14 protein-coding genes are annotated in these 24,286 nt (G+C 49.7%); 6 read left to right on the forward strand and 8 right to left on the reverse strand.

Features of this window, described 5'->3' with window-relative positions; genetic code table 11:
• Positions 1-82 precede the first annotated feature (82 nt).
• The 6 genes from FSB84_RS02265 to FSB84_RS02290 form a co-directional block, all read right to left on the reverse strand.
• A complete protein-coding gene (locus FSB84_RS02265) occupies positions 83-2,905 on the reverse strand; it encodes an outer membrane beta-barrel protein (protein WP_130543098.1) in 2,823 nt (940 codons plus the stop codon).
• 244 nt (positions 2,906-3,149) lie between these two features.
• Positions 3,150-3,596 carry a nuclear transport factor 2 family protein gene (locus FSB84_RS02270; protein ID WP_130543097.1) on the reverse strand — a complete coding sequence of 149 codons (447 nt, stop codon included), beginning with the start codon at positions 3,594-3,596 and terminating at the stop codon, positions 3,150-3,152.
• A 40-nt stretch (positions 3,597-3,636) separates the two neighbouring features.
• Positions 3,637-5,619, reverse strand: a complete 1,983-nt coding sequence (locus FSB84_RS02275; protein WP_130543096.1) for a heavy metal translocating P-type ATPase — start codon at positions 5,617-5,619, stop codon at positions 3,637-3,639.
• A gap of 19 nt (positions 5,620-5,638) precedes the next feature.
• Positions 5,639-6,886, reverse strand: a complete 1,248-nt coding sequence (locus FSB84_RS02280) for an efflux RND transporter periplasmic adaptor subunit (protein WP_130543095.1) — start codon at positions 6,884-6,886, stop codon at positions 5,639-5,641.
• An 8-nt stretch (positions 6,887-6,894) separates the two neighbouring features.
• The gene (locus FSB84_RS02285) at positions 6,895-11,262 is read right to left on the reverse strand and encodes a CusA/CzcA family heavy metal efflux RND transporter (RefSeq protein WP_130543094.1); all 4,368 of its coding nucleotides are present in this window, start codon (positions 11,260-11,262) and stop codon (positions 6,895-6,897) included.
• Positions 11,263-11,363: 101 nt separating this feature from the next.
• Complete coding sequence (locus FSB84_RS02290; protein WP_130543093.1) at positions 11,364-11,666, reverse strand: DUF6660 family protein; 303 nt, start codon at positions 11,664-11,666, stop codon at positions 11,364-11,366.
• A gap of 338 nt (positions 11,667-12,004) precedes the next feature.
• Here FSB84_RS02290 and FSB84_RS02295 point away from each other — a divergent pair, with 338 nt between their 5' ends.
• The 6 genes from FSB84_RS02295 to FSB84_RS02320 all read left to right on the forward strand — a co-directional run bounded on the left by FSB84_RS02295 (position 12,005) and on the right by FSB84_RS02320 (position 21,876).
• Positions 12,005-13,348, forward strand: a complete 1,344-nt coding sequence (locus FSB84_RS02295) for a TolC family protein (RefSeq protein WP_130543092.1) — start codon at positions 12,005-12,007, stop codon at positions 13,346-13,348.
• A 41-nt stretch (positions 13,349-13,389) separates the two neighbouring features.
• Positions 13,390-14,523 (forward strand): efflux RND transporter periplasmic adaptor subunit, encoded by a 1,134-nt coding sequence (locus tag FSB84_RS02300; RefSeq protein ID WP_130543091.1) that lies wholly within the window; start codon positions 13,390-13,392, stop codon positions 14,521-14,523.
• A gap of 72 nt (positions 14,524-14,595) precedes the next feature.
• Complete coding sequence (locus FSB84_RS02305) at positions 14,596-17,784, forward strand: efflux RND transporter permease subunit (RefSeq protein WP_130543090.1); 3,189 nt, start codon at positions 14,596-14,598, stop codon at positions 17,782-17,784.
• Between the two features lie 538 nt (positions 17,785-18,322).
• The gene (aspA, locus tag FSB84_RS02310) at positions 18,323-19,744 is read left to right on the forward strand and encodes an aspartate ammonia-lyase (protein WP_207234305.1); all 1,422 of its coding nucleotides are present in this window, start codon (positions 18,323-18,325) and stop codon (positions 19,742-19,744) included.
• A gap of 18 nt (positions 19,745-19,762) precedes the next feature.
• Positions 19,763-21,112, forward strand: coding sequence for an anaerobic C4-dicarboxylate transporter family protein (locus FSB84_RS02315; RefSeq protein ID WP_130543089.1), 1,350 nt, complete (start codon positions 19,763-19,765; stop codon positions 21,110-21,112).
• 2 nt (positions 21,113-21,114) lie between these two features.
• Entirely contained in the window at positions 21,115-21,876 is a 762-nt protein-coding gene (locus FSB84_RS02320; protein ID WP_130543088.1) for a DUF2490 domain-containing protein, read from the forward strand.
• 9 nt (positions 21,877-21,885) lie between these two features.
• Here the strand turns inward: FSB84_RS02320 and FSB84_RS02325 are convergent, their stop codons facing one another.
• Complete coding sequence (locus tag FSB84_RS02325; protein ID WP_130543087.1) at positions 21,886-23,127, reverse strand: glutamate-5-semialdehyde dehydrogenase; 1,242 nt, start codon at positions 23,125-23,127, stop codon at positions 21,886-21,888.
• A gap of 22 nt (positions 23,128-23,149) precedes the next feature.
• Complete coding sequence (proB, locus tag FSB84_RS02330; protein ID WP_130543086.1) at positions 23,150-24,184, reverse strand: glutamate 5-kinase; 1,035 nt, start codon at positions 24,182-24,184, stop codon at positions 23,150-23,152.
• Positions 24,185-24,286 lie beyond the last annotated feature (102 nt).

Genomic DNA, 24,286 nt, shown 5'->3' on the forward strand with positions numbered 1-24,286 from the left:
GGTTTAATGTCAGTTAAGTACCTCTGGTTGGTACGTTCCCTGTATTCCTGCAGGGAATATTTTTTTACTGAACATTGCCATCTTACCCAATTCCCAAACGCTGTCCTTTCTGACCACCGCCTTTGCGACCGCCGAACTGGTTGAAGCCATACATGAAGCTGACCATAAAATATCTTCTGAGGATCTGCGTATAGCTGTCAACGATATAGTTGTCGTTCACAGTACGGTCAACATTGCTGTTCTGATTCAGGATATCCACAACGGATACTTTCAGTTCTCCATTCTTCTTTTTGAAAAAAGTCCAGGCCAGGGATGCATCCCAGAGTGGGATCGATTGGTTGAAGCCATCGCTTCTTCCCGAGTTGATGGAATAATCGAAATTGGTTTCCAGCCTGAGGTCCTTGAAGAAATTGCAACTGAAGTCCACGCTGTAATTCTGATTGAAGTACCTGTTGCGGGTAGCCTGCTGCACATTGAAACTGGCATCGTTATATGTAAACCTGCCTGAAGTGCCCAGATCGAAAAGATCGTTCCAGTAATTCAGGGTCAGGCTCTGGGAGGCTGAGCGGTTATTGTTGAAATTGATGTCGCCATTCAAAAGATTCACATCCCTCGTATAGCTCAGGCGAGAATTGGACTGCAGGCTGAGCGGACTGCTCTTTCCACTCACAGTTTTCTTCAAAGGGATGGAAAAGTTGGCGCCCAGGTTAGCCTGGTAACCACCATTGATATTCTCCGGGCGGCTCAACTGCTTGCCGCCTTCCAGCAATCGGATGCTGTTCACGATCTTGTTGCGGGTGAAACCAGCCGATGCATCGATACTGTAATACATGAAATTGTTAGGATTCATCCTGTTGAAGCTAAGGTTCAGATCATGACTGAATTCCTGCTTCAGGTTGGGATTACCTTCACGGATATAGAGCAGGTTGCTTTCATCACGCACATCCTGCAGCTGCGAAATATTGGGTGTTCTTGTATTGCCCCTGTAACCGAAACGCAGTGAGCTCTGACGATCGATCTGATAATTATAGCTGGCATTGGGCGCCAGGTTTACGAACTTCTGTACCATGAGGCTGTCTTTTCCAAACAATTCCCGGTGACTCATATTCTCCAGGGTGGTGAATTGAATGGTGCCGCCTATCTGCAAATCGCCTTTGGCCAGCGTATAACGCAGGTTGGTACCAAATTTATGATGCTGGTTATTGTTCTCGAAATAGTTGGTCTGGCTCTTGTTCACACTGTCGTAGTCTTTGGAAATATTCCTGTACTCCATTACATCCACATCACTGGTATTATGCTCATTGGTATAAGCATAGTTAATTTCCCAGGTGAGCTTTTCAGTAAGCGCTTCCGTGATAGAAGTATTCAAAGTGTTGTTGAAGTTACGGGTGGTATTGAAGTTCCGCTGACGCTGATGAGTAATCGAAGCAGTATCTCCATTTGGTTTCAGGAAGTAGTAAGGCGTTTCATTGGCGCCGTTCATGTCTGAATTGTTCATGGAAGATTGCCATCCGATGCTGAGTGTTCTCCCCTTCTTCCTGAAGCGATGACGGAAAGTGACATTGTTATTGAAGTTCAGTCCATCCGAATTGGACTCACGGGCACTCCTCCGAAAGATGGCATCATAAGCCTCCAACTTGGTTACAGACCTGGTGCGGGATGAGTCCATGCTATTGGTTCCGGAACTGCGAATACCCACGGAAGACGACATATTGATACTGCTCATGCTATCGATCTTCCAGTCGAGCCGCAGGCTCAGGTTATGATTGAGATTATCCGAACTTGAATTGGAGGCAGAATTCTCCACGGAGGAGCTGTCATTGGCGAAGAAAGACTGCTGCTGACGCTGGCTGTTTGTCTTCGATTGAGAACCATTCACTGCATAGCTTCCCTGGAGCGAGAGTTTCTTTCCCCATTCATTGGAGAAGTTCACACCGGCGCCGAAGATATCGGTATTACCGGCTCCACCCCTTCCACCTCCGCGTCCGCCGCTGATGGCCATACCACCTCTGCCACCACCACGGCCGCCACCGCCGCCCATGCCCATATTCATCATGCCCCCCATTCCCATACGGTTGGTATTGGACGCGTTGCCCACCACAGACACACGGAAATCATTATTGAACCTGTTAAGGAAGAAACTCCCTTCATACAGCCCTTCATTACCCAGTCCTGCAGCAGCTCTTCCGAAAGTACCTTTGCGCCTGTCTTTTTTCAGTTTGATATTGATGGTACGCTGGCGGCTTCCATCATCGATCTTATTGAATTTGGCCTGCTCACTCATATCATCGTACAGTTGTACACTTTCCACCATATCAGCAGTGAGGTTGCGCGTAGCCATTTTTGGATCGTTACCAAAGAATTCCTTTCCATCTACATAGATCTTGGGAATGTCTTTTCCCTGTGCAGTTACATTGCCATCACGGTCCACTTCCATTCCGGGAATTCGTTTCAACAGGTCTTCCACTGTGGCGTTGGGTCTTGTTTTGATAGCGCTGGCACGGAACTCTGTAGTATCGCCTTTGATCTGGATAGGCGGCACGCGCACAACTACTGCTGCCAGCATGGATGTATCTGTTTCCATGAAAAGATCGCCGAGATCGAGGGATGCTTTGTCTGCGGAGAATCGGATGGGCTTGTATAGATCCTTGTACCCGGTGAATGTGAGATTGAGCAGGTAAACGCCTGCGGGAATATTTTTTATTTCGAATAAGCCTTCCTTGTCGCTGACGGTGAACCCGATCATACTGGAATCGATGGAGTTCAGGAGTGTGGCCGTTGTAGAGGGCAATACCAGTTTATTCTGTTTATCGAGCACTTTACCTTTGAGGGAGCCCACAGGTTTCTGTGCATAGAGGGTGGATCCAATACAACAAGCAATCAGGAGCAGTACAATTCGGGTCATGGCTACGGGATAATTGTTTTGGTTTGTTTGGGATAACGGGCTTTTGACGGCATCCCTTCCGGAAAACCAGCAATAAAAAAGCGAATTTAGAAATCTATAACAATTAAGCTGACAATGATGCTGTTAAAGTTGAATGAATTCTTATGCGAAAAGCGGCGTTGACCGGCCATTTCAGCCTTTCAACGCCGCTTTTACTTATCCTGAAACCGGGGTTTCCGGCCATACTAACGCAAATGAATAATCGCTATAATTTTGGTGCTGCCTGCTTCACTGCCTGCCGTGCCAGCATCACCCATTTTCCCCTTTGTTTTTGCCAAACGGTAAGAATCGATAGACTAACGGTTCCAGGCTGCCCATTATCGTTGGTAGTGGCATCGAGTTTATGGCGAACGATGGCCGTTTCGCCACTCACCGTGATGGTCTGATTGCTGAGGTTGATGGTCACAAAGTCAGACTTGCCGCTGGTTAGCGTGGTCACAAAAGTTTTCTTGTCCTCCACATTTCCACTTGAATGTCCATAACTCAATTGATCGGCCGCGATGGCTTCTAGCGCCTGCTTATCTCCATCGATCATTGCCTTGCGGAGTGTTTCCACGGCAGCCGCCACTGCTTTTTCTTCTTTTGATTGAGCCATGATCACATTTACAAAAATGGTGAGGATGAATAAGAATGCGATGAATTTCTTGTACATATTGTTGTCGATTCCGGGTGAACGATACTTCTAAAATACATCATTGCTCATAACCAAGCAACCTCAGCGCATTGAGCACCACCAGCAAAGTGCTGCCTTCATGGAAGGCCACAGCCGGTCCGATATTGGCCACGCCGGTGATTGCCAGGGGGATCAGGATGGCCACCATACCAAGACTGAGAATGAGATTCTGCCTGATGATGCGTTTCCCGGCGCGGCTCAGGCCGATGGCAAATGGCAGATTACTGAGATTATCGGCCATCAATGCGATATCCGCAGCTTCCAGCGCCACATCACTGCCGGCTGCGCCCATGGCGATGCCTACCGTGCTGCGCGCCATAGCAGGCGCATCGTTCACACCATCGCCCACCATCGCCAGTTTGTTCTCTTCCCTTCGCAACTGTTCGATATTGGCCACTTTTTCCTCCGGCAACAGATCGCCCTTCGCAATATCGATGCCCACTTTGGCAGCCACAGCATCAGCTACACGCTGGTTATCGCCCGTGAGCATCACCATTTTGCGGATGCCGAGTTTGCGAAGCTCGCTGATCACAACAGGAGCTTCTGCGCGCGGAAGGTCCATCACTCCGAGAATTCCCGCAAAGCGATCACCTTTGCGGATGATCATACTCGTATTGCCCGCCTGTTGCAATGCCATCACCTGCTGCGCAATAGCATCAGGCAAAGCAGGCAGTCCGGCAGTTTTGAACAGTTCATCATTTCCGATGAGAATGCTTTCTCCCTCCCAGGTAGCCTGTACACCTTTGCCGGCAACGGCTTTCATATCTGTGGCTTCAGGAATATTAATGACTCCGAGTTTTTCCATACCTCCATTCACGATAGCAGCTGCGAGCGGATGATCACTCAATTTTTCAACAGCTACGGACATACGAAGCAATTCGGTTTCGGTTATACCTTCCAGTGGTACGATAGCATTCAGTTTGGGTCTGCCTTCCGTGAGCGTTCCCGTTTTATCGAATGCGAGTGCCGTAAGCATACCCAGTTCTTCCAGTGGCCTTCCTCCTTTCACCAGTACCCCCTGCCTGGCCGCACGCGCCACACCGCTCAACACTGCACTGGGCGTTGAAATGGCCAATGCACAGGGGCTTGCCGCCACCAGTACGGCCATGGAACGATAAAAACTCTGACTGAAAGTTTCATCTATCACGAGATAAGCAAACATCAACAACACCACCAGTATCAGCACAGCAGGCACATAATATCTTTCGATCTTTTTGGTGAATTGCTGCGTGGGCGATTGCTGCTGTTCAGCTTCCTTCACCATCTGCATCACGCGGGCAAGCGTGGAATCCTTCGCTTCCTTCGTTACACGTATTTCCAGTGAACCTGCGCCGTTGATGGTGCCTGCAAATACTTTGTATTGCGCACCTATCTTTTTATCATCTTCCTTTTGCATTGCAGCAGGCAGAGGCAATTTATCTACGGGAATACTTTCGCCGGTGATGGGAGCCTGGTTCACGGTGCTGCTGCCCTGCGTTACATAACCATCTGCCGGTATCTTGCTGTTGGGACGGATGATCACGATATCACCTGCTTTGAGACTGCTTACCGGCACGTCCTGCATCACTCCCTCTCTTCGAACGGTAGCAGTGGTTGGCGCCAGTCCCGCCAGGGCTTCAATGGATTTGCGGGCTTTGTCCATACTCAATGCTTCCAGCGCATGCCCCAGACTGAAGAGGAAAAGCAGCAGCGCACCTTCCGGCCATTTTCCGAGCGAAGCCGCGCCCGCAGCCGCCACCAGCATCAGGAAATCCACTTCGAACACACCGCGACGGACAGACAGGATCGCTTCCTTCAGCGTGTAGTATCCACCAAAGAAATACACGGCGATGAAACAGGCCAGCGATAACCAGGCAGGGCCGGCTTCAAATTTTTCCAACAGGTAGCCGATGCCCAGCAATACGCCACCGGTGAGTGAAAAGATGAGATCGCTGCGTCGGCCGAATATACCACCATGCTCATGTGCGTGTTCTTCATGTTGTTCTTTTTTCTCTTCGATCATGCAACAACGATTTAATGAATTAATGTGCGTGGCCGCCTTCGCCACTGTTCTTCCATTTGCTCAGCAGGTCATATGCTCCTTTGAATACGATGGGTGTTGTTTTGATATCGATGCCCTGCGGCAACATTACGGCTACATAGCCCAGTTCGGCTACGCCGGTTTGGATCTCTACGGCTTTAAAATGCTGGTGGGGTGCGCCTCCTTCCTTATCTACATGCTCATCTTCTTCCTTAATAAAGATATAGTTCTTTCCTTCATAGTTCACAATGGCATTTTCGGGTAAGGATGGCTGAAGCTCATTTTTGGTCTCTACAAAAGCGGTGAGATACATACCCGGCAACAACTCGCGGTCCTCTTTGTCCAGGTGACAATGAATACGTACAGTACGGTCTGAGCTGATCTCGCGCCCGATCAGGTACACGGTGGCCATTCTTTCCTTCAGTTCATTGGCAAGAATGAAACGCACTTTCTGTCCGATCTTCAGTTTGGGAACATCTCTTTCAAACACGGTGAGCTCTGCATGGAGGTGTTCCGTATCAACGATCTCGAACATCACATCGGTGGGGTTCACGTATTTGCCGAGATTCACATTCACTTCGGTTACATAACCGGAGATGGGCGCATATACATTGATGGTAGGTTGTATCTGTCCTTTCTCCAATTTTGCGATATCAAGTTTAACAAGTTGCAGTTTGGCTTTGAGACCTGCCAGCCTGGCTTCGGTGCTGCGATAATTAGCCTTTGCCTGCTCAAATGTTTTCCTGGCGTTGATATTTTCTTTCATCAGTTCTTCCTGTCTTTCATACTCCACTTTCAGGAAATCCAGCTGGCTCACCGTTTCCAGGTAATCCTGCTGCAATTGCAGGTAGGCAGGATCTTCGAGGGTGGCTATGAGTTGTCCTTTGGTCACATGCTTGCCCTGCAACATGTCTGAAGAGCGAAGAAATCCACCCATGGGAGCCGATACGCTGAGCATTTGTTGCGGTGGTACGTCCAGTGTGCCATTCACTTTGATGGTGCCGCTTAACGTGCGCACACTTACAGTTCCTGTTTCGATACCAATGCCACGGGCCTGGTCTGGCGTGAGCTCGATCTCTCCGCCTTCCTCATGCCCGTGCTCATGCTCTTCCTTTGTGCTGTCGGATTTTTCAGCCGCTTCTTTGCCGGCGGTTTTCCCTTTACTATCTCCACAGGCTTCCATGGCCAGCAGCAGCGTAACAAATGACGCGGCTTTGAATAGGTTGATGATATTTTTATTGAAAGTCATTGTTCAAATTATTTAGTGGGTTGGAAGTATTCAAGTGTTACGATGGCAATATTGTAATCACGGAGCGCCTGGAGATAGTTCATGCGGATCTCGCTGGCGGTCTGCAATGCCTGGAGGTATTCCACATAACTGATCTCACCTGCCTGGAAAGCGCGTTGCGCCTGCGTGAGCATCAGCTCAACATTTGGCAGGGCGCTGCCTTCATAGTATTGCAGGTTATTCTTTTCCTTCTCATACTGCTGATGGGCTTCGCGAAATTGACCATTGAGATTATTGCGCGCCAGTTCCAGGTTGCTCTCGGCGATCTGCTGATCTACTTTTGCTGCGCGAACGCGGCTTGCATAAGGCTTGTTGAAGATCGGAAAGCTCACGGAAGCCTGTACGCCATGAAAGCGTTTGCCGAAATCGTAAAACTTCTCCGTGCCATCAGTATTCTGGAATCCGTAAATCGACTGGTTGAAATATCCCACAGAGAAATCCGGACCACCTTTCGCTTTTTCCACTTTTATCGTTTGTTCATTCACTTTGATCTCCTGCTGCAGGTAAGCTGTAAGCGGATGATCGTAGGACAGTGTAGCCGTTGGCGTTATACCAGAACCATCCAGCCTGATGATATTTTCCATTGCAATCCTGATCTCTTCCTTTGCATTGAGCAGCCTTTGCAGATTGGTTTGCGCTATCCGGATATCTGCTTCATTGCGCTGCACCTGGTTATTGTTCTCGTTCAGTCTGGTTTGCGCTGTACTTTGTTCCAGCATCCTCGTTTCGCCAGTCCTGTAGCGCACTTCAGCCGCTTTGAGAAAGTTCCGGTAAAGTGTATCCTGTCTTTGCAGCAGGTATTTCACTGATTGCAGCCAGGCAAGCTGGTACCAGGCAGATTTCACCTGCAACACCAGTTCCTGTTTGGTCACGGCCAGGTTGAGCTCACTGCTTTTGATGCGTGCATCGGCCAGCTGCTTCTGTTTTCCGAAGAGGCCGGGATTGGGAATATCCTGCGATAATGTAAAATGATTGTCCCATTTCACGGTGTTGGCCTGTCCGTATTGCGCACCCAGCGTGGTCTTCCCAAGTTCAGTACTGGTTCCTCTCAACATCTTTTCCTTATCGATCATCAGTTTGGAGGATTGCATGGAAGGGTGTTGTTTGATGGCAAGGTCCACTGCCTGTTGCAAAGTGAGTGAAGAAGGTTGTTGCGCCTTCGCATTCATCACCGGGCCAATGATCAGCAGGGCGATCACTGCCGTAACTGTTCCCATCTTTTTACCCGGGCCTCCCATTTTTTCAAAGAGGATATACAAACAGGGCAATACCAGCAATGTGAGCAGCGTAGCTGTTACCAGTCCACCGATCACCACGGTTGCCAACGGACGTTGCACTTCTGCACCGCTGCCTCCTGATAATGCCATCGGGATAAATCCCAGGCTGGCCACAAGGGCCGTCATGATCACCGGTCGCAATCGGGTGCGCGTTCCCGTGAGTACGATATCTGTAAGGTTTTCCATACCATCTTTTTTTAACCTGTTGAATTCAGCGATCAGCACAATGCCATTCAATACTGCTACACCAAAGAGCGCAATAAAGCCCACACCCGCCGAAATACTGAAAGGCATACCACGCATCCAGAGTGCGATGATGCCTCCGATAGCGGAGAGGGGAATAGCAGTGAAAATGAGCAATCCATATTTCAATGAACCGAAAGCGAAATAGAGCAATACCAATATCAGCAGCAATGCTACAGGCACTGCAATGGCCAGCCTGGCGCGGGCTTCCTGGAGATTTTCGAAAGTACCTCCATAGGCTGCATAATAGCCGGGTGAGAATTTGATCTCTTTTTCGATGCGTTGCTGAATATCTTTCACAACTGACGCCACGTCCTTTCCTCTCACGTTGAAACCAACCATTACACGACGGCGGGCATCTTCGCGCTGGATCTGGTTGGGACCTGTGCGGATCTCCACTTCAGCCAGCTGCTCCAGCGGCACCTGGTTACCATTGGGAGCCGTAACATAAAGCGTACGCAGGTCTTCCACTGTTTGACGATTGCTTTTTTCCATTCGCACTACGAGGTCAAAGCGACGTTCATTCTCGAAAACCTGTCCGGCTGCATCACCCGCAAAGCCTGCCCGGATCACCTGGTTCACAGTTTCAATGTCCAGCCCGAACTGCGCGATCTTATCCCGTTTGAATTTCACGATCACCTGCGGCAGGCCGGTAGCCTGCTCCACATACACATCCACAGCACCTTCGATGGTTCTGGCGATAGCGCCCACCCTGCCTGCATAATCGGCCAGCTGTGTAAGGTCTTCTCCGAAAATCTTCACCACCACGTCCTGGCGTGCGCCGGACATCAGCTCATTGAATCGCATCTGGATCGGTTGCTGGAAACCGTAAGTAACGCCGGGAATATGTTTTTCGAGTTCGGCCTGCATTTTTTCCGCCAGCTCCTCGCGGGAATCGGCAGAGGTCCATTCCTTTTTATCTTTCAATACGATGATCATATCGCAGAGCTCAACAGGCATGGGGTCTGTAGGGATCTCGCTGGATCCTATCTTTCCCACCACTTCTTTCACTTCAGGGAATTTTTTCATCAGCACTTCTGCCGACCTGTTGGTGGCTTCCACTGTTTTGCTGAGGCTGCTGCCGGTGAGCACACGGGTTTCAACGGCAAAGTCGCCCTCGCCTAATGTGGGGATGAATTCCGAACCCATGGTAGAGAAAATCCAGAGACTGCCGGCCAGCAGAACGATGGATGCGCCGATCACCAGGGCTCTCGCGCGGAGCGCAGTGCGTAAAACGGGTTCATATATACGCTGCAGCCCGCCAATGATGCGATCTGAAATGGTTCTTTTGTGAGATATCTTTTTGCTGAGGAAGAGCGAGCTCATCATCGGCACATAGGTGAGCGATAAGATCAGCGCTCCCACAATGGCGAAGCTCACGGTCTGCGCCATGGGGCGGAACATCTTGCCTTCGATACCTGTGAGCGATAAGATCGGCAAGTAAACGATAAGGATGATGATCTGTCCGAATGCAGCGGCGTTCATCATTTTTTTGGCGGCGCCCCCCACTTCGATATCCATCTCCTGCTGGTTCAGCTGCCTTCGGTTATTCAATCCCAACTGATGGATGGTGGCTTCCACGATGATCACTGCACCATCCACTATCAATCCGAAGTCAATGGCGCCAAGGCTCATCAGGTTGCCGCTCACACCAAAGAGGTTCATCATGGAAACGGCAAAGAGCATGGCCAGCGGGATCACAGAAGCTACGATCAACCCTCCCCGTAAGTTCCCGAGCAGGATCACCAATACAAAGATCACGATCAGCGCACCTTCGATCAGATTGGTGGAAACTGTTTTGATGGCGCTGTTCACGAGTTTGGTTCTGTCCAGGAATGGTTCAATCACCACGCCTTCCGGCAATGTTTTCCCGATCTGCGCCATTCTTTCTTTCACGCGCTTGATCACGGCGGAGGAGTTCTCACCTTTCAGCATCATCACTATGGCGCCGGTAACTTCTCCTTCATTGTTCCGCGTCATCGCACCATAACGGATAGCCGAACCTATCTGAACGGTCCCCACATTGCGGATGAGCACGGGCACATTGCCTGAAGTATTCTTCACAACAATATTTCCAATGTCTTCCATATTGCCGATCAGCCCGATACTGCGCACGAACCAGGCATTGGGGTTTTTATCGATGTATGCTCCTCCTGTATTCTGGTTGTTCTTTGCGAGCGCATCAAAAACTTCAGCGATGCTGATATTCATGCTGCGCAGTTTTTCCGGGTTGAGGGCTACTTCATATTGTTTGAGATAACCTCCGAAGCTGGCCACATCGGCCACACCTTCCACACCCAGCATTTGCCTGCGCACGATCCAGTCCTGGATGGTACGCAGGTCCATGGCGGAGTATTTGTCCCCGTATCCTTTTTTAGTGTGGATCACGTATTGAAAGATCTCACCGAGACCTGTAGTGAGGGGCGCCAGTTCCGGCATGCCCATGCCTGCGGGGATCTTATCGTTAACACTTGTTAGTCTTTCGTTCACCTGCTGGCGCGCCCAGTAAACGTCTATATCTTCTTTGAAAACGATGGTGACCACACTCAGTCCGAAGCGGGAGAAAGACCTGATCTCTTCGATGCCGGGAATGGTGGCCATGGTCTGTTCTACGGGAAAAGTAACGAAGCGCTCAATGTCTTCAGCTCCATTCGATGGCGATACGGTGATCACCTGTACCTGGTTGTTAGTAATGTCCGGTACAGCGTCTATCGGCAGTCTGGTAAAGGAAAATATCCCCCAGGCCACCAGCATCAATGTAAATAGGGCAACGATCAGCTTATTGCTGATAGAGAACTGTATAATGCGGTTTAGCATAATTTAATTGTCAGTGGATAGAAAGAAAATAAATAATCAGGCGTCCAACATGCCGTAACGATGCTGGCCACATGAAACAATAGCTTGAAAAGAAAACGGGATTATGCCAACTGGGGAGGCTGCCATACAGGTATGGAAACTTCCAGCACAGATGCCGTGTAGGGGCTGGCGTTAGGACGGCTGAAAGATTCTACAGCGAGACTGATCTCCTGTACCTGGTGTGGAATAGAGATGGTGGTACAGCAGGAACAATGACAGAACGGGGAGCAATACTCTCCGTGCTCATGTTCATCAGACTGCTCTACCGCACTTGCCTGGGCCGTGGCAGTATTGACGGTATCCGCGCAGGGAACAAATCCCAGCAGGACCACCAAAACAGCAACGATATATCCGATCAGGCGCATATGGCAAAAATAATTGGAACGGGTGGCATTATCATTACAGCCACTCTACTAAAATATACATGCTGTTGCAAATCCCGAAATTTCTTTGAACAAACGCCGGGTTTTCCCTGTTTAGCAGGTGATTCAGGTTCACGAACGGGTTAGGGAAGGATAAATTCGCATATGGGTTTACCGGTAATCCAGAAAAAATATGCAAGATGTTTTGACTTCAATACCTTTGCCGGTATATAACCCCTGATTGACCTGAAGCTACCTGCGAATAATCGCTTATCGGTCCTCCCCACCCGAAGTAGCGATACCCAATCTTTCATTGTTTACGTAATAGATAAATGCGCTTTATGAACAAGTTGAATGCCCTGGCTCAACACAAATGGAAAGTTATCATTCTGTCTTTTCTTGTCTTACCACAATGTCTGCAAGCCCAGGAGACCCTGGACGACAGTACCTTACTGGATGCTACAATCGAAAATGTAGTGCGTTATGCCATTAAGAATCAACCGGCCGTTCAGAAAGCGCTCATCAATGAGGCTGTAACTGAAACCACTATCAAGGGCAAACTGGCCGACTGGTATCCGCAACTCAATGCTGCCTATAACCTGCAACATAACTTCAAGGTGCAAACGGCGGTGATCGGCGGCAATCCGGTGAAACTGGGGGTAGACAATGTCTCCGCCATCCAGCTCACTGCTACTCAGAATATCTTCAACAGAGACGCGCTCCTGGCCAGCCAGACTGCCGGTGATGTGCGGAGATACGCAAGGCAGAACACAGGCGCCACCAGGATCGATGTAGCAGCCAATGTTTCCAAAGCTTTCTACGATGTACTCACTACCAAGCAACAGATCAAAACCACCAGTGAAGATATCAGCCGGCTTGAAAGAAGTCTCAGGGATGCTACCTATCAATATCAGGCAGGCATAACCGATAAAACGGATTATAAGCGCGCCACCATCGCCCTCAACAATGCGAAAGCCCTGCTCAAATCCAATGAGGAACTGCTCAAGGCAAAGATCGAATACCTCAAGGCGCTCATGGGCTATCCAGTGAATGCTCCCCTGGAGATCAAATATGATACCCTCCAGATGGAAAACCAGATTGTGCTGGACACATTGCAGGCTACCAATTATGCAAGCCGTATCGAGTATCAGTTACTGGAAACACAATACAAACTGCAGCAGGCCAATCTCAAATACAATAAATGGAGCTTCATTCCGAATGTATCCGCCAATGGCGCTTACAATTTCAACTACCAGAACGATCAGTTCAGTAAGCTCTACAATACCAACTATCCTCAGTCATTTGTGAACCTCAGCGTAACTGTGCCGCTCTTCCAGGGAGGAAAAAGGATACAGAATATCCGCAATGCGGAATTACAGCTTGACCTGCTGGAAGCTGATATGTCTGACCTGAGGAACAATATCAATGCAGAGTATTCACAGGCGCTCGCTTCCTATAAGGCCAACCTTGCGTCCTATCTCGCATTGAAAGAGAACCTGGACCTGGCGCAGGAAGTATATGATGTGATCAATCTTCAATACAGGAGCGGCGTAAAAACCTACCTGGAAGTGATCACTGCTGAAACCGATCTCAGAACAGCGCGTATCAACTATTACAATGCATTGTACCAGTTGCTGTCAGCCAAAATTGATGTACAGCGCGCATTGGGACAGATCAATTACTAAGACGATACAAACCATACAAACACAAACACACACTTTTCTATATGTTGATCCGACAAATTCAGCAATACACAGGAATCGGAGCGCTGGTAATTTTAGCCGCATGTGGCGGTAAGAACCAGCAACAACAGGGTGGCACGCCACAGGCACAGGCCGTACCTGTAACCACATTCCAGGTAGAAGCTTCCAATGCCAGCTATGCAGACCTTTACCCCGCAACGGTAACTGCACTGGAGCAATCAGAGATCCGTCCGCAGGTGAACGGCTACGTTACAGGCATCTTCTTCAAGGATGGCGCCCGTGTAAGCAAGGGACAGAAACTCTATACCATCGACCAGCAGGCTTATGAAGCAACTTACAACCAGGCACAGGCCAACCTCGCTGTGCAGGAAGCCAACCTGGTGAAAGCAGAGAAAGATGCAGCACGCTACCGCGAGCTCGACAAGCATGACGCCATCGCAAAGCAACAGGTAGACAATGCAGAAGCTGCGCTTGCTGCTGCACAGAAAACAGTGGAAGCAGCCCGCGCCAATGTGCGTGCGGTGCAAACCAATGTTAGGTATACCACGCTCACTGCACCCTTCAGCGGTACCATCGGTATCAGCCAGGTGAAAGTGGGAACACCGGTGTATGCTGGTCAAACCATCCTCAATACCATCTCTTCCAACGATCCCATTGCCGTTGACATTCCAGTTAACCAGCGTGAGATCTACCAGTTCACCAAAATGCAGCAGGCAGGCACCCCGGCAGGTGACTCCACTTTCAAGCTGCAGTTTGGAGAAGATATCTATCCATTCGCAGGAAAGATCAACCTGGTAGACCGCGCCGTGGATCCGCAAACAGGATCTATCAAGGTAAGGATCGTTTTCCCCAACGCAAAAGATATGCTGAAGCCCGGTATGAGCGGCACTTTGCGCGTACATCGCACCAGTGCTGAAGCTGTGGTGATCCCCAATAAGGCCATCACCGAGCAGCTCGGCGAATTCTTTGTATACGTAGTGAACGGAGACAAAGTGAGCCAGACCAAAGTACTCACGGGCCAGCCTATCGGACCCAACATCATTGTGAAAGAAGGCCTGAAACCAGGAGATGTGATCGTTGTTCAGGGCGTGCAGAACCTGCGCGAAGGCTCTCAGATCCAGGTTCAAAAAGATACCACAGCGCAGAAGAAACCATAAAGAATCGTCAATTGGAAACAAGGGCCATGAATGTGATCAACCTCTTTATGGTCCCGGAAAAATGAGAAAACAATGATAGCGGATACTTTTATAAAACGGCCAGTTACTGCCATCGTGATCTCGATCGTGATCGTGCTGGTGGGCCTTATCGCCCTCACCACCTTACCAGTGGCGCAGTACCCCGATATCACGCCCCCGGCCGTGAGCGTATCAGGAACCTTTACCGGGTCGGATGCTGAAACGGTGGAACAGACCACCACCACCGCCATTGAAACACAGATCAATGGTACACCCGGCATGAGCTATATTTCCAGTAACAGTACCAGCGCCGGACAGGCCAGTGTGAACGTTACTTTCGATATCGGAACCAATATCGATATCGCCGCCCTCGACGTGCAGAACCGCGTGAGCGTGGCCGAACCTACTCTTCCCGATGTGGTGAAAAGACTCGGTGTAACAGTAAGGAAGCGTAACCCCAGTATCATGATGGTGATGACCCTGTTCTCACCCAATGGCACACACGACGCTACCTTCCTCGGCAACTACGCCAACATTTACGTGAAAGACGCCCTCCTTCGCGTGAAAGGTGTGGGTGATATCACTTCAATTGGTGACGACTTTGCGATGCGGATCTGGCTCAACCCGGAGAAGCTCGCCAACCTCAAGATCACACCAACAGAAGTGATGGCAGCGCTTTCTGAACAGAATCTGCAGGTGGCCGGCGGTACCATCGGCGGTAACCCCCAGCCCAGTTCACAGACTTTCGAGTACAGCGTTCTGACCAATAGCCGTCTCAACCGTGTGCCCGACTTCGAGAACATCGTGGTGCGCAGCAATCCTGCACAGGGATCTATCGTATACCTGAAAGATCTTGCACGCGTGGAGCTGGCCAAATTCAACTACGGCTTCAACGCCTTCGTGAACGGAAAACGCGCCGCCTTCATGCTGATCTACCAGGCGCCCGGCGCCAATGCCCTCGATACCTATGAAGGCATCATGAAAGCCATGGGCGAATTGAAGAAATCATTCCCGAAGGATGTAGACTTCATCTCTCCATTCGAAACGGTTTCCGTAGTGAAAGTGAGTATCAATGAGGTGATCCACACACTGGTGGAAGCCTTGCTGCTGGTAACACTGGTAGTATTCATCTTCCTCCAGAGCTGGCGTGCAACCCTGATCCCGCTGTTAGCCATCCCCGTTAGTATCATCGGTACATTCATTTTCTTCATACCACTCGACTTCACCATCAATACACTGACCCTGTTCGGTTTCGTACTGGCCATCGGTATCGTGGTGGATGACGCCATCGTGGTAGTGGAAGCGGTACAGCATTATATCGATCACGAGAACCTGAGCCCGAAAGAAGCGACAATGCAGGCGATGAAAGATATCTCTGCGCCGGTAATCGCCATCGCGCTGATCCTTGCGGCCGTGTTCGTGCCGGTAGGATTTGTACCGGGTATCGTGGGACGATTGTATCAGCAGTTCGCGATCACGATTGCGGTCTCGGTGTTATTATCAGCCTTCGTGGCCCTCTCACTCACACCTGCCTTGTGTATCCTGCTCCTGAAGCCAAGTAAGAAAGAAGGTGAAAAGAAGAATATCCTTGAAAGGTTCTTCGCCGCTTTCAACAAATGGTTCGATCGCGTGAGCACCAAATACACCCGTGGCGTAGGCAAGTGGATCAAAGCCACTCCATATGTACTGGTGATGCTGGTGTGTTTGTTCGTTGGACTGTTCTTCCTCTTCAAAAGCAAGCCATCAGGCTTTATCCCAACGGAAGATGAAGGCCGTTTATTTGTTACCTACGAGATGCCCGAAGCAACCAGTACCACGCGCAGCATAGCGATGCTGGACACACTCATGGCGCGCCTGCTGAAAATGCCGCAGGTAAAAGCAGTGGGCGGTATCGCTGGTCTGAACGTGATCAGCTTCTCCAATAAATCAAACATGGGTACCATCTTTGTTAGCCTTAAAGACTGGGACCAGCGGAAGAATAAGCAAGACCATGTGCAGGGCGTGATCGGTCAGGTGATGGCCAGCACCCGCGACCTGAAAGAAGCGCGTATCCTCGCTATCGCACCGCCGGCTATCCCCGGTCTTGGTCAGACAGCAGGTTTCACTTTTGAATTGCAACAAACTACAAGTACAGATAATATCAAACAGTTTGAAGCCGTAGCCCAGAAATTCCTCGGAGCATTGTATCAACGCCCCGAGATCGGAATGGCCTACACATTCTTCAACACCAAAACGCCGAGCTACAAAGTGAATGTTGATCGTGAGAAAGCCAAGAAGCTGGGTGTTACAGTGTCTGATGTGTACAGCACCATGAGTACCCTGCTGGGTAGCTCCTATGTGAATGACTTCAACATTTACGGAAGGAACTTCCGCGTGATGGCGCAGGCAGACAGCAGTTTCCGCGCCACACTGCAAAACCTCAACAGTTACTATGTGCGCAATAGCCAGGGCAATATGGTGCCTCTCAGTTCACTGGTGACCACACAGGTGGTGGAAGCACCGGCCGTGATCTCGCACTACAATATCTACCGTAGTATCGAGATCAACGGTTCACCTAAGCCCGGTTACTCTTCCGGACAGGCTATCAATGCCCTGAGAGAAGTGGCTGCACAGGTACTGCCGGCTGGTTACGGATACGAGTTCTCCGGCCTCAGCCGTGAGGAGATCAAAGCGGGCGACAGCACCGTTACCATCTTCATGATCTCCATCGTGTTCGTGTTCCTCTTCCTGGCGGCATTGTATGAGAGCTGGAGTGTTCCGTTCTCCGTACTGTTTGCCGTTCCGATCGGTGCCTTCGGTTCGATCCTCACACTTACCTTCATGCCTAACCTTACCAATAACGTGTATGCGCAGATCGGTCTGATCACACTGATTGGTCTCTCAGCCAAGAACGCGATCCTGATCGTTGAGTTTGCGAAGGAAAGGGTTGACAGGGGAATGGATATCCTGCACGCAACACTGCAGGCAGTACAGCTTCGTCTCCGTCCGATCATCATGACCTCTCTCGCCTTCATCCTGGGTGTACTGCCACTGGCATTCTCCAGCGGCGCAGGTTCCGAGGCGCGCAAGACCATTGGCTGGACCGTATTCGGCGGTATGCTTGCCGCAACTACGCTCGCCATCTTCGTGGTGCCGGTACTGTTTGTACTGATCACGAAGTTATCTTTCGGTAAGAAGCTGAAGAAATTACAACAGGAAAGAGAAATGGAAGCGAAGGTTGACCGCGATATCCAACAAAGCTGATAACTGATCCATCAACTATACTCAGAGCGCATCGGAAACGGTGCGCTCTTTTTTGTGGCCTCAACAAAAAAAGAATGCCCGCAGTGGAAACTGCAGGCATATACCCATAACAACAATTGCTGGCCAGCAGCAATATCTTTCAATATGTTGACGCATTACAGCGCTTGAATAATAGTCTACTAATTTGGTAGACTAAATGTATAGGTTTTTATCCGACCAAAGAAATAAAACTGAAAAAATATTTAGTGTATTAGAAAAAGAACGGAGTGTGCGCAATCGCTCGCCTCCCGGCGAGCGACTGGCCACAACCAAAGTAATAAGTAAAAACCCTTACCGTTATAAATTGATTAATCCCCTACCATTTCAAATAATTTGATTACATTTATTAACAGGTATATCAACCGGTTATATCCGGTACGCAACGCTCCTGCTACTTTCGCGAAATACTTCATTTAGCTTTTTGTAGTCCACCTCTCCCAACCGTATAACTGATTTGGAGCATCCCATCCATTGTATTCATCCATTCAATTATATTCTCATGAGCAAAATGAGTAAAAATTTCAGGAAGGAACATGACTTCCTCGGAGAAAAAGAAGTGCCAAACAGCGCTTATTACGGCGTTCAAACCTTAAGGGCAAAAGAAAATTTCGACATTACCGGTATCCCCCTCAGCAAAGAACCACTCTTCATCAAAGCCTTCGGCTATGTGAAGAAAGCAGCAGCCCTTGCCAATAAAGACTGTGGCGTGCTGGACAAAAAGATTACCGAAGCCATCGTCTTTGCCTGTGATGAACTGATCGCCGGCAAGTATACAGACCAGTTCATCAGCGATCTCATCCAGGGTGGCGCCGGTACTTCCACCAATATGAACGCGAATGAAGTGATCGCCAATATCGGCCTGGAATATATGGGCTATGCCAAAGGCGATTATGAGCACCTGCATCCCAACAACCATGTGAACTGCTCGCAATCTACCAATGATGCTTATCCCACAGCTTTCCGGCTGGCGCTGTATTTCATCATCGATGATTTTGTAACCTCGCTCGAAAAGCTCCAGGCATCATTTTATAAAAAAGGTAAATCATTCAAAGACGTGTTGAAGATGGGCCGTACTCAATTACAGGACGCTGTTCCCATGACGTTAGGACAGGAGTTCAATGCCTTTGCCACTACCATCGGCGAGGATGTGCAACGCCTCAAAGAAGTACAAAAACTGATCACTGAAGTGAATATGGGCGCCACTGCCATCGGTACCGGCGTGAATGCACCCAAGGGCTATGCTGAAAAATGTGTGAAGCATCTCGCTAAATTCAGCAAGGTTCCTGTGACGCTGGCCGCCGATCTCATCGAAGCTACCTACGATGCAGGCGCCTACGTGCAACTCAGCGGCACCATGAAACGCTGCGCCGTTAAGCTCAGCAAGATCTGTAACGATCTGCGCCTGCTCAGCAGCGGCCCCCGCTGCGGCTTCCAGGAGATCAACCTTCCGCCCATGCAGCCAGGTTCCAGCATCATGCCCGGTAAAGTGAATCCCGTGATCCCCGAAGCCGTGAACCAGACCTGCTTCTACGTGATCGGCGCCGATCTCACTGTTACTATGGCTGCTGAAGCCGGACAATTACAATTGAATGTGATGGAGCCTGTGCTTGCTTTTGCACTCTTCACCTCTTTCGAATACATGACCAAGGCCTGTGACATGCTGCGCGAAAAATGTATCGATGGCATCACAGCCAACAAAGAACGCACAAAGGATATGGTGATGAACAGTATCGGCATCGTTACACAGCTCAATCCCATCCTGGGTTACGAGCAATCCGCCGATATCGCCAGGGAAGCGCTCAAAACCGGAAAATCCATTCACGATATCGTAGTGAAAGAGAGAAAGCTTATCACACAAAAGAAATGGGATGAGATCTACTCCATCGAAAACCTCATCAATCCAAAGTTCATCAACCAGTAATCCTTTATCTGATTGCCTATGATCTGGGTACAATTTGCAATTCTGCTGGCAGCCATCCTGATTGGCTCGCGCATGAAGGGGATTGGATTGGGTGTGATGGGCATGGTGGGTATGCTGATCTTCATTCTCGTTTTCCATATGCAACCAGGTGAACCACCACTGGAAGTGATGCTCATCATCCTTTCAGTAGTGTCGGCCGCAGCCACATTGCAGGCAGCGGGCGGTATGGATTATCTTGTCAGGCTGGCTGAGACCATCCTCCGCAAGAATCCATCCAAGATCGTTTTCCTGGGGCCGTTAGTAACCTGGGTATTCACACTCTTTGCAGGTACTGCACATATCAATTATTCCATCCTTCCCATCATTGCTGAAGTCAGCACCAAGAAAAGGATCAGGCCCGAAAGGGCATTGAGCATTTCCGTAGTGGCATCACACCTGGCTATCATGGCCAGTCCGGTTTCAGCTGCCACTGCTACCATGCTCGGCATTGTGCGGGACTCGGGATTTCAACTGGTAGACATTCTCAAAGTAAGTATTCCTGCTACGCTCATCGGCGTAATAGTTGGCACACTCTCCGTATTGAGAATGGGCAAGGACCTCGACAAGGATCCGGAGTTCCAGGCCAAACTGAAAGACCCGGAATTCGTAAAAAAACTGGATGCAAGCTCAGGCAACGCCGGGCCATTGAAGCCTGGCGCCAAACTTTCAGTACTACTGTTTGCACTCGGCGTTCTGCTGATCATCGTGTTTGGATCCTTTCCTCAGACCCTGCCCAATTTTGCAGATGTGGAAGGATTCAAACCCAATTTTGCTGTAGGCGCTGATGGCTCCATCCGCATGGCAGCCATGATCGAGATCGTGATGCTGACCGTGTCGGCAGCCATCATCATCTTCTGCAAAACCAGCACAGGCGAAGTAGTGAAGGCAAGTCTGTTCAGTTCCGCAGCACAGGCAACGCTGAGTGTATTCGGAGTGGTATGGATGAGCGCTACCTTCATGGACCATAATGTGGCGGCGATAGAACAGACACTGGGATCGATGGTGAGAAGCGCGCCCTGGACATTCTCTTTCGCGCTCTTTATCTTCTCGATGCTGAGCTTCAGTCAGGCCGCTACCACAAGAGCCCTGATGCCATTGGGGCTGAGCCTGGGTATTGCGCCTCAACACCTGATAGCGATGTTCCCCGCAGGCAATGGTGATTTCTTCCTTCCCGGTTACCCCACCCTGTTAGCAGCTATCCAGTTCGATAACACAGGCTCCACTCATATCGGCAAATACCTGTTGAATCATAGTTTCATGCGCCCCGGACTGGTGGCCGTATCCGTCTCCGTGGCGGCCGGTTTCCTGCTCTCCGGCATTTTACTATAGCCATGAAATACATCGTAGTTTTTCTTTGCAGTCTGATTACCGGCTTTGCGATTGGACAATCACCCAGGAAACAGGTGAACGACCAATCGCAGAGCTGGTTTTCTCTCAACTCCACTTTCCGGCTGAACAGCAAATGGGGACTTGTGGGCGATATACATGTGCGCCGCACTAATTTCATGTCTGATCCCAATTTCTATTTTGTACGTGCAGGCGGCGGTTACTGGTTCAGCAACCAGTTGAACTTTGTAGCCGGCTATGGACATATGTGGCTCGCCGCTACCAAAAAAGGAGAAAGGATTTATCTGGATGAGAACCGGCTGTATGGACAACTCGCGTACAGCAGCCGACTCGGCAAACTCAGTCTGCTTCATCGTTTCCGCAATGAACATCGATGGAGGGAATCTGTAGTGGCCGACTCTTTGCCCAATACCACCAGTTTCTCTACGCGACTACGCTATTTGATCAGTCTCACCTATCCAGTATTCAAAAATCCCTCGCTGCCCCAGGCATGCTTCGCCAATGAACTGCTGGTGCAATTCGGGAAACCCATCCTGAATAATACATTCGATCAATTGAGATTATTTGCCGGCATCCGGCAAACACTCGGCAAAGGATGGAGCTATGATTTTGGATATATGATGCTCTACCAGCAACGCGCCAGCGGTTACCAGTATGATCGCAACCATACGCTGCGTTTATTTTTCTATTACACGATGAACAGGAAAACACCGGCAGCTCCTGCGCCGGAGTATGAAGATGAGTAAACGATCCGATTACCTGATCTGTCCGTTACCGCGGACCAACCACTTTTCCGTTACTAATTTCTCCAAAGCAAAAGGCCCGCGCGCATGCAGTTTCTGCGTGGAGATACCGATCTCTGCTCCCAATCCAAATTCCTCACCATCGGTGAATCTTGTACTCGCATTGGTGTACACCGCTGCCGCATCCACTTCTCTCAGGAATCGCTCACAATTCTTTTTATTTTCAGAAACGATGGCTTCCGAGTGCCGGGTGCTATGCTCACGGATATGCACAAGCGCTTCATTGATATCCTTCACCACTTTAACGGCGCATTTCAGGCTGAGGAACTCCTTTCCGAAATCTGCCTCCGTGGCGGCTTGCAGATAAGGATAGCCTTTTAGTAGTTTATACGCCTTAGGCTCAGCAAATATCTCAACGCCATGCTCGGCGAGACGGGGATGTAATTTCTTCAGGAACTCAGGCGCAACTGCTGCATCCACCAGGATGGTATCAGCAGCATTACAAACTGACGGGCGGCTCACTTTCGCATTCACCACAATGTCCAGGGCTTTCTTCATCCCTGCATCTTTCTCCACGTAAACATGACAAACACCGGCACCTGTTTCGATCACCGGCACCTGACTGTTCTTGCGCACGAACTGGATCAGGGAGTCCGATCCGCGGGGGATCAATACATCCACATATTTCGTGGCTGTGAAAAGTTCCTGCACCACTTGCCTTTCGGATGGCAGGAGGGTTACGCAATCGGGATCGATGCCATTTTCCTTCAAAACCTTTTTGATCAGCGCAATGGCTGATTTATTGGTATTGTCTGCTTCGCTGCTGCCTTTGAGCACACAACCATTGCGGCTCCTGATACAAAGCGCAGCAATATCGAATGTAACATTGGGACGTGATTCATAAATAGCGCCCACTACACCGAGCGGCACAGTTACTTTTTCCAGTAGCAAACCGTTCTTCAGTTTGCGGCTTTCCAGCAGCTTTCCGGATGGGTCCGGCAATTTGCCGATAGTGCGGATACTGGCCGCAATATTTTTGATGCGCTGCTCATTGAGCAGCAACCTGTCGTTACGCGGATTATCGGGAGATTGTTTGGCAAGATCTTTTTTATTGGCTCGGATCAGCGCAGCGCTGCCGGCTTCCAGCTCTCTGGCCAATGCATTCAACGCAGCCTTCAGTTGTTTCTCGCTCACGTTCTTCAGACTCACAGCAGCGATGCTGGTCTTTATTATCAATGGTGTAATCGACTTCATTTTTTGGGGTTCTTTCGCAACACTAAAATACTACAATATCGTCTGCATGGGCAGCCACCACATTCTTTGCTTTCAGGCTTTCTTTGATGGCAGCAGCGCCCAGCTTCACTTTGGCAACGCCCAGGATCACACCCTCGTCGTCCATCAACTGCACCACTTCACCCTGCACAAATTTCCCCTGCACCTGCGCAATACCCACAGTAAGCAGGCTGCGTCGCTGTTGCAGGGCTTTGGCCGCTCCCTTGTCTACAAGGATACTGCCAATAGTAATCGACCCGCTGGCCAGCCATTTCTGCCTGGCTTTGAGATTGCTTTCCTGAGGAAGGAAAGTAGTTCCCTGCTCACCTGCAAGCGCAGCCGAAAAAGGCGAACTGCCTTTGAGACCAGTGATGATCACTTTGATGCCAAGTGAATTCGCAAGACGGGTGAAAGTAAGCTTGGAAGTCATGCCCCCCAATCCAAGACTGCTCTTGTCTGTGGTAACATAACCGAGGATATTCCTGTCTACATTCCCTACCAGTGGAATGATCTCTTTCTTATCGTTCATGAAACCACCTACAGAAGTACATATGATAAGGGCTGCCGCATCGAATCCGATAGCCATGAGCGTAGCCAGTTCATCATTGTCAGAGAACTTCAGCTCCACATTACTGATCAGATCGTTTTCATTCACGATCGGAATGATATTGTTCTCCCAGAATGCATCGAAGGTTTCCTTCAGTTGGAGGAATTGTGCGCGGCGACTGAAATGAACGCGTTCGCACAATGCCTGTGCAACGGGAATATCGTAGGCGGAAAAATGTTTCTGATAAAGTCTGATAAGGATGGGATTGCCGATGGCTGCTGCAGCCTTGCGTTCCGTGAGTGTTCCCTTGTATTGTTTGATAAAGGATTTACCGCTGCCTACTGCGCCGCTGCTCACCAGCACGATGCGGAAACGTTTCGAAAGTAAGGCAATCTCTGCAGCCACTTTCCTGATGATGGCCTGACTGATCACTCCTTTATTGTCTGTGATCACTGCTGTCCCCAGCTTGATCACTAATACCGGTCTTTGCATGTTAGTTAGAATAAAAAAAGGGTCCGGATAGAAATCCAACCCTCTTTTATAATCCAATATCCTATGAAAAACCATAGTAAAAACGGTAAGAGGGTTGGGATT

This window comes from Pseudobacter ginsenosidimutans (genome assembly GCF_007970185.1).
Lineage (GTDB): Bacteria > Bacteroidota > Bacteroidia > Chitinophagales > Chitinophagaceae > Pseudobacter > Pseudobacter ginsenosidimutans.